This window comes from Clostridium sardiniense, from assembly GCF_019753795.1.
Classification (GTDB): Bacteria; Bacillota; Clostridia; order Clostridiales; family Clostridiaceae; genus Clostridium; species Clostridium sardiniense.
Genome location: NZ_JAIKTU010000012.1, coordinates 58121 through 75320 on the forward strand (window position 1 = coordinate 58121; position 17200 = coordinate 75320).

Annotated in this window: 17 protein-coding genes, 1 pseudogene and 1 other annotated feature; of the genes and pseudogenes, 2 read left to right on the forward strand and 16 right to left on the reverse strand. The window is 28.3% G+C overall.

The genetic code is table 11. From position 1 onward, the window contains the following. Positions 1-128 precede the first annotated feature (128 nt). Positions 129-289 (forward strand): annotated as a pseudogene (locus tag K5V21_RS19400) (IS3 family transposase); the annotation flags it as partial. A 73-nt stretch (positions 290-362) separates the two neighbouring features. Here the strand turns inward: K5V21_RS19400 and nth are convergent. The 8 genes from nth to K5V21_RS14450 all read right to left on the reverse strand — a co-directional run bounded on the left by nth (position 363) and on the right by K5V21_RS14450 (position 8397). After that, positions 363-998, reverse strand: coding sequence for an endonuclease III (gene nth, locus K5V21_RS14415; protein WP_221861872.1), 636 nt, complete (start codon positions 996-998; stop codon positions 363-365). A gap of 169 nt (positions 999-1167) precedes the next feature. After that, a complete protein-coding gene (locus tag K5V21_RS14420) occupies positions 1168-1872 on the reverse strand; it encodes a lysophospholipid acyltransferase family protein (protein WP_204594856.1) in 705 nt (234 codons plus the stop codon). Between the two features lie 57 nt (positions 1873-1929). Continuing rightward, positions 1930-2910 (reverse strand): tRNA epoxyqueuosine(34) reductase QueG, encoded by a 981-nt coding sequence (gene queG, locus K5V21_RS14425; protein WP_221861873.1) that lies wholly within the window; start codon positions 2908-2910, stop codon positions 1930-1932. A gap of 43 nt (positions 2911-2953) precedes the next feature. Continuing rightward, positions 2954-3538, reverse strand: coding sequence for a serine O-acetyltransferase EpsC (epsC, locus tag K5V21_RS14430; RefSeq protein ID WP_221861874.1), 585 nt, complete (start codon positions 3536-3538; stop codon positions 2954-2956). Between the two features lie 70 nt (positions 3539-3608). Continuing rightward, positions 3609-4514: a cysteine synthase A gene (gene cysK / locus K5V21_RS14435; protein ID WP_204594853.1), complete on the reverse strand. Its 906-nt coding sequence runs from the start codon at positions 4512-4514 to the stop codon at positions 3609-3611. 176 nt (positions 4515-4690) lie between these two features. Continuing rightward, positions 4691-4935, reverse strand: a binding site (T-box leader). A 204-nt stretch (positions 4936-5139) separates the two neighbouring features. Then, positions 5140-6408 (reverse strand): magnesium transporter, encoded by a 1269-nt coding sequence (locus K5V21_RS14440; RefSeq protein WP_204594852.1) that lies wholly within the window; start codon positions 6406-6408, stop codon positions 5140-5142. Between the two features lie 409 nt (positions 6409-6817). Next, the gene (locus tag K5V21_RS14445; protein WP_221861875.1) at positions 6818-7456 is read right to left on the reverse strand and encodes a hypothetical protein; all 639 of its coding nucleotides are present in this window, start codon (positions 7454-7456) and stop codon (positions 6818-6820) included. Between the two features lie 59 nt (positions 7457-7515). Further along, a complete protein-coding gene (locus K5V21_RS14450) occupies positions 7516-8397 on the reverse strand; it encodes a YegS/Rv2252/BmrU family lipid kinase (protein WP_221861876.1) in 882 nt (293 codons plus the stop codon). Between the two features lie 209 nt (positions 8398-8606). Here K5V21_RS14450 and pssA point away from each other — a divergent pair, with 209 nt between their 5' ends. Then, complete coding sequence (pssA, locus tag K5V21_RS14455; protein WP_221861877.1) at positions 8607-9143, forward strand: CDP-diacylglycerol--serine O-phosphatidyltransferase; 537 nt, start codon at positions 8607-8609, stop codon at positions 9141-9143. Between the two features lie 42 nt (positions 9144-9185). On the opposite strand, the gene K5V21_RS14460 is transcribed toward pssA, so the two are convergent. The 8 genes from K5V21_RS14460 to K5V21_RS14495 form a co-directional block, all read right to left on the reverse strand. After that, on the reverse strand, positions 9186-9581 hold the full coding sequence (locus K5V21_RS14460; protein WP_221861878.1) for a hypothetical protein: 396 nt from the start codon (positions 9579-9581) through the stop codon (positions 9186-9188). A gap of 102 nt (positions 9582-9683) precedes the next feature. Next, a complete protein-coding gene (locus K5V21_RS14465; RefSeq protein ID WP_221861879.1) occupies positions 9684-9932 on the reverse strand; it encodes a hypothetical protein in 249 nt (82 codons plus the stop codon). A gap of 18 nt (positions 9933-9950) precedes the next feature. Continuing rightward, positions 9951-10487: a rubrerythrin family protein gene (locus K5V21_RS14470; RefSeq protein ID WP_221861880.1), complete on the reverse strand. Its 537-nt coding sequence runs from the start codon at positions 10485-10487 to the stop codon at positions 9951-9953. Positions 10488-10533: 46 nt separating this feature from the next. After that, positions 10534-11919, reverse strand: a complete 1386-nt coding sequence (locus K5V21_RS14475) for a SpoVR family protein (protein WP_221861881.1) — start codon at positions 11917-11919, stop codon at positions 10534-10536. A 6-nt stretch (positions 11920-11925) separates the two neighbouring features. After that, the gene (gene yhbH, locus K5V21_RS14480) at positions 11926-13107 is read right to left on the reverse strand and encodes a sporulation protein YhbH (protein ID WP_221861882.1); all 1182 of its coding nucleotides are present in this window, start codon (positions 13105-13107) and stop codon (positions 11926-11928) included. A 10-nt stretch (positions 13108-13117) separates the two neighbouring features. After that, a complete protein-coding gene (locus K5V21_RS14485; RefSeq protein WP_204594843.1) occupies positions 13118-15040 on the reverse strand; it encodes a PrkA family serine protein kinase in 1923 nt (640 codons plus the stop codon). 135 nt (positions 15041-15175) lie between these two features. Then, on the reverse strand, positions 15176-16669 hold the full coding sequence (locus tag K5V21_RS19655; protein ID WP_221861883.1) for a PH domain-containing protein: 1494 nt from the start codon (positions 16667-16669) through the stop codon (positions 15176-15178). Positions 16670-16671: 2 nt separating this feature from the next. Then, entirely contained in the window at positions 16672-17175 is a 504-nt protein-coding gene (locus tag K5V21_RS14495) for a PH domain-containing protein (RefSeq protein WP_221861884.1), read from the reverse strand. Between the last annotated feature and the right edge of the window lie 25 nt (positions 17176-17200).

Here is a 17200-nt window from a genome sequence, read left to right on the forward strand (position 1 = left end):
AAATATCATTTTCCTAAAAAGATACTAAATTAATAGTAACTTAATTCTTACTCCTCTAATAATTCTAAAGCTTCTTTAGACATGCTTAATATATTTAATCTTCCCTCTTCCTTAATTCTCCTAATACAAACTTAAAAGATGAAATCAATAGTAATGAATGTGTAACTTTTGAAAAATTAGTTAAATAAATATGTAATTGTATATACTATCATAATAATTATAGGCTACAATTGAATTAAAAAAGATGACTCCTGTTAACTACAGAAGTCATCTTCTTAATGTATCTTAGTCTTTTTAATTGTTCTTGACAAATGGAATTGTTTAATAGAATGATAAATTTTTATTATTAGATTATTTATATATTACATATACTTCTTCTTGTCTTCCCATTTACATATATGATTTAATGGACATTCAAAACATTTAGGTCTTTGAGATGTACAGCATCTTCTTCCATGAAATATTAAAAGATGATGAGCAAGGGACCATTCTTTTTTAGGTAATTCCTTTTGAAGTTGCTTTTCAACTTCTAAGACATTATCTGATTTTGCAAGGCCTAATCTATTTGAAACTCTAAAAACATGCGTATCAACTGCAATTGATGGCACTCCAAAGGCATTAGATAGTACTACATTTGCTGTCTTTCTTCCAGCTCCTGCAAGAGAAGTTATTCCTTCCATAGTATTTGGAACTTCTCCATTAAAGTTTTCTTTAAGTTGCCTACACATAAGTACTATATTCTTTGCTTTATTTCTATATAATCCTATTTGCTTTATTCTCTTCTCTAATTCCTCATTAGTTAAAGTTAAAAATGTATCTAAATCTGGATAATCTCTGAATAATGTTTCTGTAACTTCATTAACCTTTTTATCAGTTGTTTGTGCTGATAAAATAGTTGCAACTAAAAGTTGAAATGCTGACTCATGATTTAACTCACAATGAGCATCTGGGTATGTTTCTTTAAGTATTTCTAGTATCTCTTTAGTTCTCTTTTTCATTTTTACACCTCTAGTCTATCTTTTTTTACTTTATGTAACTTAAACTAACTCCTTTAAGTTATATTGTAAAGAAACTCGCTCCTTAAAGAGCGAGTTTAAATTTAAATTCTAATTTTAAATAATAATATATTAAATAAATTTTAACTAAGTATATTATTATGTTACTATTCTATTTATATACTCCTCTATAACTCTCAGGTAATAGATTTGCTATAGATTTCATTAGAGTTTCCATACATCTATCATCATGTTCATGCTTAGTTTCATCTTTTTCTTTCTTTGGAAGAATTACTGGATCACCGAACTTTATAGTTACATCAGCATCTTGCCACTTCTCTCCTCCCATATCTCCTTCTGGACATATTGGAAGTAATTTATCTGTTCCACTCATTCCTATTGGAATAACTGTTGCATTCTTAATCTTAGCAAGAAGCAATACCCCCTTCTTCCCTTCTATCATAGCACCAGTTCTACTTCTTGTTCCTTCTGGGAATATTAGAAGGCTTTCCCCACCTCTTACTGCCTTAACCATTCTAGTCATAGCTTCTTTATCTGCAGTATTTGGTCTTATTGGTATATTTTTAACCATCTTCATTCCTATATTTGTTACAGGATCATCTGATAGTTTTACTCCAGCTACAAAATATGGATCAAAGTCTTTCTTTAATATTTTATTTAAAACTAATCCATCTGAATTACTTAAATGATTGCATATAAACACTATAGGGCCTTGAATATTTCTTAATTTTTCATACCCTTCAATGTGAATATTTGCATGATTCTTTATGTATCTATCTGTTATCTTTTTGCCAGCAAATACTACTACACTCTCAGGTAATATTTCCATAATTTTCGCCATAAATGGTGATAACATAAGATATTTCACCCACTTCCTAAAATATTAGTCTACAATATATTATATTCTAGATACTTATAAAAGTCTATCCATATAGCCTTTTATATATGGTGATTCAGTTTTTACATCTTTTATTTCTTGTCTCTTATATTTTTTCTTTCTTATTATAGCGTTTCTTATTAAGGTATTCTTACCTCTCCACCCACATGATGTATTTTTATAAGTTTCCTTAAAAGCTAAATTGTTAAGATTTATTATAAAATCTTCCTCATCCTTTTTCATGAACTCATTTACTTTAAATTCATTTAGTTTAGTATACTCAACATTTTCATTGTAAGGACATTTCATCTGACAACTATCACAACCAAAAATCCTTCCATTTAATAAATTAATTTCTTTATCATTTAAATCTTTCTTTTGAGTTAAATATGAAATACATATATTTGGGTTTCTTCTAAAATTATTTATAGATTTTGTAGGACATTCTTTTAAGCAATTACTACATTCACCACACTCTTTATATTCTCTTGATTCATTAAATGTGGTTTTGTCATCTTCATATATTTCTAAATCAGTTATAATCTCACCTAAAAAAACATATGATCCATATTTTTTAGTTATAATCATATTATTTTTTCCTACAAATCCAATACCAGCTAAACTTGCAATATATCGTTCTGGAAGTGAATTACTATCTACAAAAGCTTTAGCCTCTCCCCCATGTTCTTCAATAAATTTACATATCTTTTCTAGATAATTGTGGACCACTCTATGGTAATCCATCCCTTTTGTATAAACTGAAAATCCATTATCAAAAAAACTCTCATTCGTAGCATAAGGGAAAGCTATAGAAATTATAGTCTTTCCCTCTTTCATATACATATTTGGTTTTATTCTTTTATCTATATCTTTTTCTTCAAATTCATTTTCTAATAAAAGTTCTTTTCTATTATTATAAAAATCTCTAAGTTCTTCAAACTCTCTGCACTTTATAAAGCCAACTAAATCTAAATTTAAGCTTTTACAAAATTCTAAAATTTCTTTTCTAAGTTCCATCTTCGCACTCTTTCTAATATTTCTCTCATACAAATTAAATTAATTAAATAACCATATCATTATATATTTGTATATAATCACCCTTAATATCTCTTATCTCTATAATTCTTGCTTCTGTTTTTTTTAGCACTTTAGCAGGAATTCCTACAGCTGTTGAATTAATCAAAACATCTTTTAATACAACAGAATTTGCTCCAATCTTTACATTATCTTCAATTATAATTGGACCTAAAACCTTAGCTCCTGCTCCTATTATAACATTATTTCCAATAGTCGGATGTCTCTTTCCTTTATCTTTTCCAGTTCCACCTAAAGTTACACCATGATATATTGTAACATCATTTCCAACTTCAGCAGTTTCTCCAATAACGACCCCCATGCCATGGTCAATAAACAGCCCTCTTCCAATCTTTGCTCCTGGATGTATCTCTATTCCTGTAAAAAATCTATTTACTTGAGATATTAATCTTGCTAAGAAAAACCATTTATGTGCATATAGTTTATGAGCTAACCTATATACTATTAGAGCATGAATACATGGATATAAGAAAAATACTTCTATTTTGCTTCTAGCTGCTGGATCTTCTTTTAGTATTCTATTTAAATCATATTTTAAACTTTTAAACACAGAGTTTCCTCCTTTAAATTTAAGACGTTACTTTTTATATTGGCTTCTAAAGTCTTTATAGTCTATTCTTTTATTCATATAATCCCATTGAAATATATTTTTCTCCACCATCTGGTGCAATTGCAAGAACCTTTTTACCAGCTCCAATTTCCTTTGCAATTTGCATTGCTACAAATATTGCACTTCCAGCTGAAATACCAACTAATACTCCTTCATTTGTTGCAAAATCTTTTGCAGCTTTAAAAGCTTCTTCATCAGTTACAGCCTTTATTTCATCAACATATTCTGATTTGTATATTGATGGAACAAATCCTGCTCCAATACCCTGTATTTTATGAGGTCCAGGTTTTCCTCCACTTAACACTTGTGAATTTGAAGGTTCTACTGCAACTGTTTTAAGACCTTTTATTTTTTCCTTTAACTTTTTAGATATACCTGTAACTGTTCCACCTGTTCCAACACTTGCAACAAATATATCTAAATCTGGAATATCTTTTGCTATTTCTTCAGCTGTAGTTTCATAATGCTTTTCTGGGTTTGCTACATTTTCAAATTGTTGTGGCATAAAATACCCATCTTCTTTTGAAAGTTCTGTTGCTTTTTCAATTGCACCTTTCATTCCCTTAGTACCTTCAGTTAATATAAGTTCCGCTCCATATGCTTGTATTAAAGCTCTTCTTTCTTTACTCATAGTATCTGGCATAACTATTATTACTTTATATCCTTTTAGTCTTCCAATCATAGCAAGTGCAATACCTGTATTACCACTTGTTGGCTCAACTATAACAGAACCTTCTTTTAATAATCCTAAGCTTTCAGCTTTTTCAATCATTCCAAGTGCTGCTCTATCTTTTACACTACCACCAACATTAAACTTTTCAAGTTTAACATATACCTCTGCACTATTTCCATCTAAGTTTTTCATCTTAAGTATTGGTGTGTTCCCAATCATTTCTAAGCTACTTTTGTAAATCATATTAATACCTCCGTTTTACCATTTGAATTCTATTTTCTCTCTGAAATAAATTTATTACTAATATCAATTGATAATTTACAAACTATCAAGAGTTTTAAACTATTAACTATTTTATATTTTGTTAATTATCAATTGTTATACCTTTTTGGGTATAAAAAAAACTCCTTCTCTAAAACTATAGAGACGAAGTAATATTCGCGGTTCCACTCTAATTGAATTAATTTTAATAAATTAATCCCTCTTAAAATCAAGTACAAAAATATACTTTATCACTGTAACGGGTGAACCCGGATAGTCTTACTATAATTTTGGGACTTCAACTCCAAAGGGCACTTCATATAAATTCTAGATGAAAAGTTCTCAGCTATCTTTTCTCTCTGTAATCTTCCTCTATACTACTTTCCTTTTTCATAGTTTTTAATTCAGAGTAATATTGTATGGTTTATATTTATTATTATATGCTTTCTTCTATTATTGTCAACACTTTTTTTAATTATTATAAAGTATTTAAATAATTCTGTAAGATTATATTTTCATATAAACACATTCTCTATTATATTACAAACATATAAAAAAGTGATTGAGAAGCTGCTCCCAATCACTTGTATATATAAATAAATTATTCCTATTTTTCTTTTAATTTTCTATTTTTCTTCTTCCATAATGGGTATAAATACTCATCTATAATATCATGAATTATAACAATACCAACTAGCTTCTCATCCTCATCAACTACTGGAACTGATAAAAGATCATATTTATTTGCAAGTTCTATTGCTTCATCAACATCATCTTCATGCTTTAAAACATTGAAATTAGTATCCATTATATCTCTTAATTTATTTTCCCCAGGACTTAATATTAAGTCTCTTAAAGATATCATGCCTTGAATTCTATCCTCATTATCAGTTATATAAATATAGTACATAACTTCTTCATCAGGTTCCATTTCTTTTAATATATCAACTGTCTCTTTAACAGTAATATCTAGATTAAGAGAAATAAAGTCCTTCGCCATTATACTACCAACTGTTTCATCTTCATATTCTAGAAGCTCTTTTACTTCATCAGCATCTTCTTTTTCAAGATTTACTAGTATCTTTTCTCTTTCTTCTTCATCAAGTTCATCTAAAAGGTCAGCAATCTCATCGCTTGGCATATTTTCCAAAAGTTCTGCCGCCTTACTTTCTGATAACTCTTTAATAATAGTACCCTTATATTCTTGATCTAATTCTTCTAAAGTATCTGCTGCTAAATCTTCATCTAATGATTCAAATACTTGTTTTCTTGATTTACTATCAAGCTCTTCTAAAATATCTGCAAGATCTGCTGGGTGAAGCTTAGATAACTTTTGATATGGAACTTGTAGCTTTAAATTATTATTTCTCATTTCTAATGATTCAACATCATCCCACATTAAAACTGTATCATCATAGCTTTTACCTATTATTTTATAAATAAACTTAACAGCCCATCCGATTCCCATTCTTCTATATTTTGCAAGAGGACCAGTCTCTACTGCAACTACTCTATACTCTCCTGCAATTTTTGCAATTCTTAAATCATCAACTCTAACAACTTGTTTACCATTTATATCAACTATCTTTTTATCTAAAAGATGCCTAGATAACAGGTAACTATACGTCCTTGGAAGAATTTCTTTGCTTCCTCTTGTCTTAATGACTACTTTTCCGTCATCATCATAAAAATTTATATCTCTAAATTCATAATGATATATAGAGCCATCTCTTCTAACTTTATAACCAATAACTCTTGGATACCCCTCTTCTGTAGTCACATAAACATCTTTTAATGTACCAAGGTTATCATCAAATTCATCATATATCTTATTTCCTAATATATTTGTGTATAAAAAAACTGTCAACTGCTTCATACTATGCCCTCCTAATTGCCTTAGAGAACCTTAAATGAATCCTAATAATTATTGACAGTTATAAAAAATCAATTATTAATAATTAAATAGAGGTTTACTCTAAGACATGTTATTGAGTTTTGGTTTCTCACCTAACTGAGGTCCACCCTCCATTTATAAACACCATCCCTATTTCTAAAATTTGTAATTTCCTATACAATAAAAAAGGCTTTGTATACAACAAAACCACCATTAGTTTTATATAATAAAAAATCTTTATAATTCCATTATATTATATTCCTCTCAAAAGGCAACATTTTTTCATAAGTAATCTGACATTTATCTTGCAAATTAATGATTTTAATAAAACTCTTACAAATTAATAATAAAAACTCCCACAAATTTTATGAGAGTTTTTTATTATTTTCTTTTACTTAAAACTATTTAGAGAATTATTTACTGCTAAAAGTAATAACATTTCACTTATTATACAATATGGGAATACCCATAATCCTAATATAACTAATACATGTTCAATAACCATAGATATTAAAACTCCTATTATTATAAATATTCCTCTCTTATTACTGTTTGGCTTATCTATTAATAACGCTCCAACTAAAAGAAGTACTCCAATTATAGCAAGCACTACGCCTTTTATTATATTACCATAACTTAGTATTATAAAATATCCAAAAGAAGCACTAAGTGTTATACTTCCATCTATATTGCATATAAACACTACATATACTAAACATAAAACTGCACTTACAATATAATTTATATTAAAATTTACATTATCAAATCTAAAATTAATATAATATAAAGTTAAAATAATTATAGGTATTATTAAGTAATCTAAATATATTAAATTTTTAAGTAAATAAATTATCTCTACGTTTTTTATTACACACATTAATAGCAATGACATGTTCCTAATAAAAAGTACTGCAAGAGATACTCCAAGAAAAATTCTTATTTTCTTCGGAGCCTTACTTCTATCCTTATCTATTAAAAATAGTATAAAAAAAAGTATAAATAACAAACTCATATAGTATATAAAGTTCATAAAAACTCACTCCTAAAACCATATTTCTGTTATTTATACTTATTAAATTAAACTCTTCTTTATTCCTTTAACCCTAAAACTTCTATTCCACCTCTTATACACTGAACTCTAAGTGGAAACTCTGGTCCTTTTTCTCCATCTATATCTGTGACTATATCTTCATCACATTCGATTAAAACATCATTTGTCTTAAAGTAAACAACTTTTTCTGAATCTAAATGGTCCCCTCTTAAAACTTTTAAGAAAAGTGGTAAAAGTTCAATTACTTGAACTGCTTTAAATAATATTAAATCAAGCATTCCATCTTGTATATCTGCTCTTGTTGCTAAATTTAAATTCCCTGCTGTTTTTCCGTTAAATAATAATAATAGATACATTTGCCCATCATAATTATATTCTTTTGATCTTATCTTAACATCAAGCTTTCTAAAATTAGGCAGTTCCTCTAATCCTTTAATATAATAAGCTAGTTTTCCAATAGCATTTTTAAGATGTACATCTGTTTTTTGTGATATATCTGTAAAAAGTCCCGTACTTGCAACATTTATAAAATATTTATCATTTATTTTACCTATGTCTACTGGTTGTGGTTTTGATTTAACTATTCTTTTGCAAGCTTCAGTTATGTTATGAGGCATTTCTATAAATTTGCCAAAGTCATTTGCTGTTCCGACTGGTAATATTGCTATTGGAAGCTTTACTCCCTTTTTCATCATAGCGTTTAAAACTGAATCTACAGTACCATCGCCTCCAGCTATAAGTATATATGCATAACTTTTATCAATATAATCTAAAGCTTCAATTATATCTCTACCACGTTCTATTCTATATGGAACTATTTGATATCCATAGTTTTGATGAATTTTTATAACATTATCTAGCTCACTTAATATTGAATTCTCCCCCGAATACGGATTATAAATGAAGCGTACCTTTCGCATTATTATTCCTCCTTATGATAGAACTAACTTATATTATACATTTGGTTTCATATGTTGTCTACTGCTTAATATAACACTAAATACTATATAGTTTATTCCTTAATAGTACCTAAATTTTTTCTTAAATCTTATTTAAGCCTTTATATTATCCTAATTTGTATGCTATAATTACTTACTGTAAGTTATTTATGATTTTTAGGAGTGGTTATATGAGAAAAAGTTGTATTCCTAATATATTTACCTTTATTAATTTATCATGTGGGGTATTATCAATTTTATCAACATTTGACGGACAGGGTAAGTATGTTCAAGCTGCTTTATTAATATTATTTGCTGGATTTGTAGACAGATATGATGGAAGAATCGCTAGATATTTACAAGTATCAAGTGATCTTGGAAAGGAATTAGATTCCTTAGCTGACCTTGTGTCATTTGGAGTTGCGCCTTCACTACTAATCTTTGCATTATTCAATTTAAAGGACTTTGGTCCATTTGGAATTTTAGGTTACATAATACTTCTAGTCTTCCCAATTTGTGGTGCATATAGATTAGCAAGATATAATGCTACTGAATTTGATGGTATATTTAGAGGAATACCAATCACAATCGCCGGTTGCTTTATAGCATTCTTTGCAATTATAGTATTTTATATTAAAGTTGAAAATGTAAATGTAATAATACCAGTAATATTAATGATTCTAGGATCTTACCTAATGGTAAGCAATTTAAAATTAAAGAAATTATAATGTATTTCGTATCCCAGGCTAAGTCTAGTCTGGGATACTTTTTTAATCATCCTCATCTCTTATAGGTGATGATTGATTAGGTACTGGTTGATTAAAAAACTTAAGTTCTTTATCTATCTCTGTTTGTATTACACCTTTAAGTTCCTCTTTAATCTTTCCGTTTTTATAGTTTATTGATACTATTTCATTTTTAAGCCTACTATAATTTAGATAACTATCTTGATATAAGTCTATCACCTTAATTAATTCATCTATTTCTCCACCAATATCATCAGCCCTATCTATAGCTTTTTGTACTTCCCTAGATTTTCTACCATATATAGTGTTAAGTTCTGATGCACCTGCAACAAGAAGTCTATATGAATTTACATATGAACTAAGCAAATTAGTAAGCTTTACTAAATCATCATAATGAGACGTCATTACTTTTTCATTCATAATAATACCTTCTAAAATAAATTATTATATTTAATAATATTAATTCCTATATTCTTTTATTACAAAAAACAACTGGCACTATCAAAAGTACCAGTTATCTTTTCATTTACAAGTCATTTCTTCCGAATACTCATCATCTGTCTTTATCCATTTCGCAAAATCTATAGGATATTCTTTATTAGAATGCATAATCTTTTCACAGCTACAGCTTTTATTACTCTTACATCCATCTTTGCATTTTTCTTTTTTATTTCTATAGCACGTATCTAATTCTATAAATTCATCAAACTCTAAATCTTCTCTTACATTAACTTCAAAAAAGAAGTCTCCTTCCGGATATCTATAATACATACATGTTTTCCTCCTAGGCTACTTAACTTTACAGTATGGTTTAAAGTAAGATCTTTCATACTTACATAGTGGACATATTGCAGGAGCCTCCATACCCTCATGAATATACCCACAATTCATACATTGCCAGTAGGTCTCCGTATTTGATTTAAACATGGTATCAGTCCTTATTTTTTCACAAAGAGTTAAAAATCTCTTTTTATGAGATTCCTCAACCTCTTGTAATTCTTTATAGAATTGTGCTATTTCTTCAAAACCTTCATCCATAGCAACCTTTTCGAATTCTTTATAAATACTTTTACTTTCTTCATTTTCAAAGTAAGCGGAATTTACTAAGTTATCCTCAGTACTGTTTACTTTACCAAGATATCTTTTAAAAGCCTCTCTTGAATGGGCATATTCATTTGCTGCTGTTTCATCAAATATTTCTCCAACCCACCTGTATCCTTCTTCCCTTGCTTTTTCTGCATAAAGATTATATTTACCTCTTGCTCTGGATTCGCCTGAAAAAGTTTTGTAAAGATTTTTTTCTGTTTTGCTTCCCTCTAATTTCACTTTATACTCCTAAGTAATACTTGTTATATTTTTAATTTATTCTTATCTAGCGTATTTTGTTACCTTCAGAGATGGCAACTTTTCCATTATCACATAATAAAGTAAAGCTTTCTCCATTTCTATCTGTTGTATTTAATCTAACTTTATATCCCCAAAGCTTTCCTAAATACCTTAATGTTTCTTTTGCATAAGATAATTCTAATTCTCTTCCATCATATACATGTTCTAAAGTTAAAGTATAATCTTTCTTATTTAAATCTATAACTCTTATATGAGGTATTCCCCCAATTCCTGATGAGAATGATAAATTATCTCTAATACTTTCCCATCCCCTATCATCAGATACTTCTTCTACCACAAAATCAAAACTTCTCTTTCCATATTGGAATAAATTAAGTTCCTCACAAAGTTCTTTGGTTAAATATCTTCTTATAAAAGAAGCATCTCTTTCTAATGCCCTAACTTCAAATATCTTTTCTCTACCATACCTTTTATCTAAATCCATAAATATTTTAAATCCAATATAATATGGATTAAGTCCTCCAGGTATAGGTGATACTACATCATTATGCCTTTTTAGGAATTCAAGATAAAGATCTTCTGATAATCCAAGACTTTTTAAAATGTTATAATGACAGAAACATGCCCATCCTTCATTCATAGTCTTTGTTTCTATTTGAGGAATGAAATACTCTGTCTCTCTCTTAACTATTCTTAGTATATTCTTTTCCCACTCTTCTAACTTCCCATACTTTATTATAAATCCAACTACATCATCTCTAGGCTCTAATGGTATCTTATCTACTTCTGGCGGTTCTATCTCTTCATCTCTATCTAAAAAATCTCTATTTACTATTTTATTTTTATAATCTTCTATTCTTCTTTCTCTTATTTCTTCATCATTCAACTCTTTTACTCCAATGCTTCTACCTATACTATATCTTATAGCATGGGCTGCATCTAAAATCTTTTCAACCTTCTCATACCCTATGGTAGGATTGTTTATATATCCTCTTATTATTTCTGAGTCTAATTTAAACATTTCAAGAGCTCTATCTGCATGTGTTCCTTCTTTAAATAATCTATTATTTTTAAAGAAATCATTATGACCATAAACATGAGCCATCGTTAATATCTGAAGTAATAAAGTATTATCCTTCATTAAATAAGCTAAACAAGGGTTACAATTTATTACCATTTCATAAGGTAGACCTGTTAAATTTAACGAATATAGAGTTTTATTTTTTTCATAAGATTTTCCATAACTCCAATGAGGATATTTTGATGGCATTCCAACATAGGCCTCATATCCTATCATTTCATTAAAGCCTATCACCTCGAATTCTTGAGGATAGTAGTTTAATCCTAGAGCTTTGGCTTTTTCTTCTATTCTTTCATTCCAGATTTCTAAATCTTTTAAATTGTATTCCAAAACAATCTACTCCTCCTTCATCTCCTTGCTAAGCATAAGCTTTAATGCCTCCCATAAATCTTTCTTTTCTTTAACTATAACGGGAATAAAGTTATCTTCTTTGATTTCCTTCTTAAATCTATAGTACATTGTTGTTGAATATGTTGATGGAAGTAACTCTGCATACCCAAACATATTACTAATTTCGCATAAATCTTTAACTGCTTGCATTGCCTTTTCATTATCCTCAGTCCAGTTATCACCATCACTTGCATATACAGGATAAATATTCCACATATCCTTTGGATAATGCTCTTTTATTACATCTAAAGCAACATTAAGACCACTTGATATATAAGTTCCTCCTGATTCTGCTTTATGGAAAAATTCATATTCACTAACTCTCTTTGCAACTGTTGTATGAGATATAAATTCAAAGGCTAAATTATTATATTTTCTTCTTAAGAATCTAGATAATACAAAGAAGAAGGACCTTGCAAGGTATTTCTTTGTACTATCCATTGAACCTGATACATCCATTATAAATATCATTACAGCATTACTTTCTCTCTTTGGCTTTTGCTTAACTCTATAAAATCTTAAATCATCTTCTCTAAATGGGAATCTTTCAATTTTAATGTCTTCTTTTCCTGCTCCAGCTTCAAGTAATGCACGCTTCTTACCTTGCTTTCTTGCAATTTTAGACATAACAGTTTTCTTTTTTGCAAGTCTTGGCCTTATACCATACCTTTGATATCCACTTCTTCTACCTGCACTTTCTGATATTATCTCAGAATATTTTTTTCTATCTAAATTTGGAAGATCTAAATCCTCTGCAATATAATCAAGTAATTCATCTAATGTTATTTCTGTATCATAGATATCATCACCTTCTGAATTACCTGCTCCCTTATTACCTTTTCCTTGTCCTGGCCTTCCAGAACCTATCTTATCCCCACGTTTCTCTTCTCCAGTCCCTGTTGCAACCCCTTTGGAATTCCTTCCATAAACAAACTGATATTCTTTAATCCCTCTTATAGGAATTTTAAACTTTTTATTTTTACCTTCTCCAATAATGCTCTCTTCTGATAAAATATCTCCTAAATTCTCTTTAATGGATTTTTCTACTAATTGCCTATGCCTTCTTCTATCTTCAATAGATCTATCATGATCTACTGGATTTATTGTATTATCTCTAAAGATTGCCATAAGCTTTTAATTAATCCTTCCAAAGATTATTAGCAGCATACTTTAATATTACATCACAGCAATGTAGACAATAACCATTTCTTTGCATTTCTTCTACCATAGCATTATATTTTTCAGTTTGCTCTTTATCTCTAACTCTTGATTTTGTAACTATTCTTGAAAGATCCTTAACTGATGCAATAAGTTTCTTTTCAATTGCTTCTTTTATAGGCTCATAAGATGTGTAATCCATCGTTCCACCATTTCTAACTAAGTAGAACATATAAGATGTAACATCTGCTCTAAATCCTTTAGCTGATGATTCTGAAACTCCTATTTGTTCTTCTATACTTCTCATAAATTCTTCATCTGGATTTAATTCTTCTCCAGTTGAAGTATCTTTTATTTTGCTCTTATTTACAAAAGCTTCTGCATTATCAATGTAGTTATTGAATAAACTTTCAGCTTGCTCTCTAAATGAATGTATAAAGGCTTTAGTAATTTCTTTTTCTAAAATCTTGTTATACTCTTTTCTTATTGTATCTTGAATAAATCCTAGATATCTCTTCTTATCATCTGAACCAATATCCATTTCCTTAACAGATTTTATTATGCTTTCCATAATACTAAGTGGATTTATACAATTATGCTCTGAATTTGAAAGAGCATTATCAATAGCTTTTATTATGAATCTTGTTGAAATACCCTTCATACCTTCATATGAACCGGCTTCTTCTCTAAGCTCACTTATATCAATTCTCTTAGTTGAACCTTTTTCAACAATTTCTTCTCCATTATAGATCTTAAGCTTAGTAATTGGATCTACTTTGTTTGATGCTGTAAGTCTTGATAAAATAGCAAACATTGCAGCTATATCAATTGTATGCGGTGCAATATGAGCATTAAAACTACTCTTCTTTAATATTTTTTGATAAATTTTCACTTCTTCATCAAGCTCTAAACAATATGGCACTTCTATTTTAACAATTCTATCTAGTATAGCTTCATTAGTATGATCTGCCTTAAACTTATTCCATTCTGCTTCATTTGAGTGAGCAACAATTACTCCATCAAAATAGATCATTGAACCCTTACCTGGTGATGGAACTGATTTTTCTTGTGTTGCTGTAATAATTGTATGAAGATATTCAACATCATTTTTGAATACTTCTATAAATTCAACCATTCCTCTATTACCAACATTAAATGCTCCATTTAATGAGAATATTCTTGGATCATCTTCTGGATACATATCCATTTTTGAAATATCAATTGATCCAGTAAGAATAGATGTATCTTGATTATTTGGATCAACTGGTGGCACAACTCCAATTCCTTTTCTTGATCTAATAGAGAAACCTTTTTTCTCTATAGGAATCTCTTCATATCTTCCACCATATTCGTGTAATAATCTATACTTACATACAGGACAAAGATCACCTTCTATCTTAACACCTAAAAGTTCTTCAAACTCCGGTCTTAAATGCTTAGGAATTAAATGAAGTGGTTCTTCATGCATTGGGCATCCTTTAATACTATAAATTGGCTCACAGCTTTCTAAAGCTTTCTTTAATGATTCAACAAGTGATGACTTACCAGCACCAACAGGACCAACCAGATAAAGTACTTGTCTAGCTTCCTCACCTTGCATTGCAGCTGAATGGAAATAATTCACCAATTTCATTAATACTTTATCAATACCAAAGAAATTATCTTTAAAGAATCCATATTCTCTTATAATGTCATTTCCATATATTCTTTTTACCCTATAATTATCTTCTCCTTTTAATACTTCAACACCATCTTTTATGATAGTATCATAAAGTCTCTTATGAGATAGCTTTGCAATACTAGGATTTTCTTTGACTATTTCTAAATAATCTAAGAAGCTACCGTTAAACTTTTCCTTTTCTCTACTCTCTCTATCGCTTTGAATAAATTCTTTAAAATTCATATTACACTCCCTCCCTTTAATTAAAATATATTCAATGAAATACCTAATCTATGACAAAAAAAAAGAATTAGAAATATTAAATTTCTAATTCTTACTCTTTACAATACTGTAATACCTTAAATTCTATAATGTAAACTATTTTGTTTTTATCAATTTATCTACCAAGTAATTTTCCATAAAAATAAGATTTATCTCTTCACCTATCTCACTATAATAATGAATTTTTATCTTCCCTAATCCGTACTTTTTTTGAAATGGTGTAGTTTTAAATTCAACTGCTTGTATGTCTCTTTTATTTAATATATTTATCTTCTTAAAAAACCCTCCATTGGCTGCCCTAATTTTATCATTTTTGATTCTTAAATTCATATTTTTCCCTTTAAGTATTGAAGATGGAATTGTAAATATAATAAATAAATTTATTAGGAAAACATAATTATTCCTTAAAATAATATAAGCTATTATTGAAATAATAAATATATTTATAATAGGCTTTATTACTATTATAAATTTCCCCCTCTTCATCCCTTCTCCTTTTTCTAATCCAATATTCCAATCAGGAAGTATATCTTTTAATATTCTAATATGATCCTCTTCTTTTCCTAATGGGCAAAGAATTATCTTCTCATCATCATTCCCACTATAACCTTTTATTACAACTTGCATCTCATATAAATTCAGCAATTGCCTTAAAACATTTGCTTTCAGTTTTATTATTTTAACGCTACTTTCATTAAATGAAAATTCCTTATTACTTATTAAGCCATAACTTATTTTTATATTTTTATTTTCCTTTGAGATAGTAAAATTATAATATTTTATCATATTATATGATATTGCAATTGCTTTCAAAATAATGATCAATGCTATTATTGCAAATATAGCATAAAATATATTTAATTCATTCGAATACTTTGGTGCAACGCTTGAAATAATGCTACTTATTCTACTTTTACTTATAATGTTTTCTAAGATATCATATCCTTTAGCTAATCCTATAAAAATTATTACTATATTAAAGCTTGTTAATCCATACATAAATAGAGTTTTCTTATCTATAATTTTTCTATAAATATTTAGTTCATTGCTTTTTTCTTCTATTTCGATATCTTTATTAATGATTTCATCACATCTAACTTTGGTGATTTCTTCTTTTTCTAGGCTTATATTTTTCTCTAAGAATGCAAATTTTTTAAGACTCTCTATATCATCTATTGTTAGATACATTTTTATCTCTTTAATTTCTGAATTCATTGATGGACTTTCTATCTTTACTGCGTTATATCTTAATAACTTATCTACTATTCCTCTAGAAATATCCATTGATTTTAAATTACCTCTAGGAATTATAATCATTTTTTTAGATAGTATTCCAAAACAATACCGAACTTCATCTTCTTTTAATAATATATACTCATTGAGCCAATTTAGATATGTATATACTAACTCTAAGATTATAAACGCTGGAATCAAAATAAATGCTAATTTACCTGCAAATATAATAATAGGTATAAAAGCTACTATATTCTTTATTATATTTGATAAAAATTTATAGACTATGCTTCTTATGTTATTTCTAATTTTCTTATCATTATCCAAATTATCAGGAGAAATTATTTTATCTTCCACCTTTATGAAAACAACTCCTCTCTAACATTCTCATTTATCTTTTCCCTTAAGAATTCTATTATCTTTAAAACCTCATCTTTATCTAAATTAGGAATTTCAAATCTTCCGCCTGCTGTTCCTATACTTACAGATGCAAGATTGAAGTTTTTATTTATAGGTCCTTCTTTTAATTCTATATGTTGTATCCTTACAATTGGAATTGTAACACTTTTAGTAAAATATATTCCTTCTCTAAAAACAATTTCTTCTTCACTAATTTTATAACTCCATTGCTTGTACTCAAAAAATGGTTCAACGAATGCACTTACAATTGATATAAATATTAGAACTAAAAATATTATGTTTATAATTTTATTATTGCTAGAAACAAAATTACTTACCCAGGAAATATTTAATCTAGGAACTATATAAGTAACTATTATATATATAGCTATTAAGCTTACTAAGAATATAGTTCGTGCTATAATCCAAGATTTTATTGCATTGCTGCTTAATTTATTTTCCACGTACTCTCCCCCTTATATGTATTCA